Source organism: Marinobacter vulgaris (assembly GCF_003344045.1).
Taxonomy (GTDB): Bacteria; Pseudomonadota; Gammaproteobacteria; order Pseudomonadales; family Oleiphilaceae; genus Marinobacter; species Marinobacter vulgaris.
Genome location: NZ_QFWX01000020.1, coordinates 1 through 1,901, shown reverse-complemented (window position 1 = coordinate 1,901; position 1,901 = coordinate 1). Strand labels below are relative to the sequence as shown.

3 protein-coding genes are annotated in these 1,901 nt (G+C 53.6%); all 3 read right to left on the bottom strand.

The genetic code is table 11. The features are described 5' to 3' along the window. Window positions 1–306 precede the first annotated feature (306 nt). Window positions 307–873, bottom strand: coding sequence for an HdeD family acid-resistance protein (locus DIT71_RS17545; RefSeq protein ID WP_114614518.1), 567 nt, complete (start codon window positions 871–873; stop codon window positions 307–309). Between the two features lie 30 nt (window positions 874–903). Further along, a complete protein-coding gene (locus tag DIT71_RS17540; RefSeq protein ID WP_114614517.1) occupies window positions 904–1,449 on the bottom strand; it encodes a type 1 glutamine amidotransferase domain-containing protein in 546 nt (181 codons plus the stop codon). A 165-nt stretch (window positions 1,450–1,614) separates the two neighbouring features. Further along, window positions 1,615–1,785, bottom strand: a complete 171-nt coding sequence (locus tag DIT71_RS18310; protein WP_227538200.1) for a hypothetical protein — start codon at window positions 1,783–1,785, stop codon at window positions 1,615–1,617. Between the last annotated feature and the right edge of the window lie 116 nt (window positions 1,786–1,901).

Sequence of the window (1,901 nt, the reverse complement as noted above, 5' to 3'; positions counted from 1 at the left end):
TTGGTGACGAGGTTCAGGCCTGCCTGGGCACCAGGCAGACTGGAAAATAAATCTGTCCCGGTTTTCTAAAGAGGGTGATTTTGTCAGCGTCTCAGGTGATCTGGTCGTGAGTGTCTTTGATGAAAATAAGATTTCTGCTGAAATTATAGTTAAGTACTATTAAGCTTTAATTTGCAATAACTGGTTCTGGAGTGCGTGTTCGCGGTCCGGAGCCAGTGCTCCAGTTGATCGCCCAAGCGCGCAAGTCCTGCGTTTTCGACGGTCGAGTCAGCCGTGGATAGTGGTTCCAGGCTACCCATCACCCGGTCATAGGCGTCTGGCTCTGCTGGCCAGCGCTATCATCCAGATGCCGGTGAAAATAAAATCAATACCCAGCAGCAGGCCCAGAATCCAGGGATACACTTCGGCAAGCTGGAACAGAATCAGCAACCCCAGGACCAAAGACAACAGCCCCCCGGTAAGCAGCAGGCCCCAGCCAATGGCGGGCTTCACCTGAAGCGCAAAGGCCGTTTTAAAGGTGCCAGCAATCAGAAAGAATGCCGCGACCAGACCAGTCAGGGTTATAACGCCCGCAAGGGGGTAAAACAGCATCAGCAAACCGATAATCAGTGCCAGTGCCGCAAGCCCCAGGCTCAGCAAAAGGCCCCCCCAGCGCGGAACAGAAAAGGACTGTACGGCCTGCGCCACGCCCGCAATGACAAACAGGATGCCTATGGCAATCTCCAGAGACAGGGCGGCAACAAAGGGAAAGGCGATTGCGGCAATACCGAGCACCAGAAAGACAATGCCCAGCCCTTTGAACCAGCGGGTATGATGTTTGATATCGTTGATCAGATTGCTCTCGACTCTCACCTCATAACGTCGAATTTCCATGACAAACTCCTTTTGTTTGGAACGTATCCGCTACGACTCGGCAGCCACGGCCTCCATCACCCTGTTGCAGAAAGCATCCAGGTCATCAGGCTTGCGGCTTGTGATCAGACCACCCTCGTGGCAGAGCTCCCGATCAACCCAGTGGCCGCCCGCATTGTTGATATCGGTTTTCAGGCTGGGGAAGGATGTCAGGGTTTCCCCCCTGACCACATCAGCCTCTATCAATAGCCAGGGGGCATGACAGATGGCAGCCACTGGCTTACCTTCTTCCACGAACCGGGCGACCATGGCCACGGCGTCCTTATCCAGACGCATCGCATCGGGGTTCGCGACGCCGCCCGGCAATACGAGTGCATCGTAATTTTCGACCGCTGCCTGCTGGACGGTTTTGTCTACGTTGAAACGGTCAGCCTTATCCAGGTGGTTGTAACCATCGATACTGCCGGACTTGATCGAAACCAGCTCAACCTTTGCCCCCGCTGACTCCAACTCTTCCCGGGGACGGGTTAACTCTATCTGCTCCACACCGTCAGTTGCCAGAATGGCAACGGTCTTTCCTTCAAGGGATTTGCTCATGCCTCTACCTCCATTTTGATGTGGTATTACGCTTGAGAGTCTACGATTTATTAAATGTAGCACGTGTGCGGAGCCTCCAAAGAAAAGGTTACAGAACCGTATAAGGCTGTATTGACTGAGCTATCGGCCCTGCCGGTAATGGGAATGCACTTATCAACTTACGGGTTAACGCTTGCGCATTTCTCTCAAGCCACGTTTCGACATTGAGCCCTTCGTCAGTGGCGACGCCAAAGTGCCTGGGTAGCGGGATTTATCCAGGAAGCGCCGTGCCGAGAGGTTGACCAGAAACTCACCAAACTTGCCCTTGAACCAGGGCGACTTGATCAGGCTTACCATTACGGCAAGCGGTAACAGATACCAGAGTGCAGCAATAAGGAGCTGGGAGACTGGGCCACACCATTGAGGACTTTGAGATGAGTGACAACCTGATGATCGAAGGCGGTATCAACGAT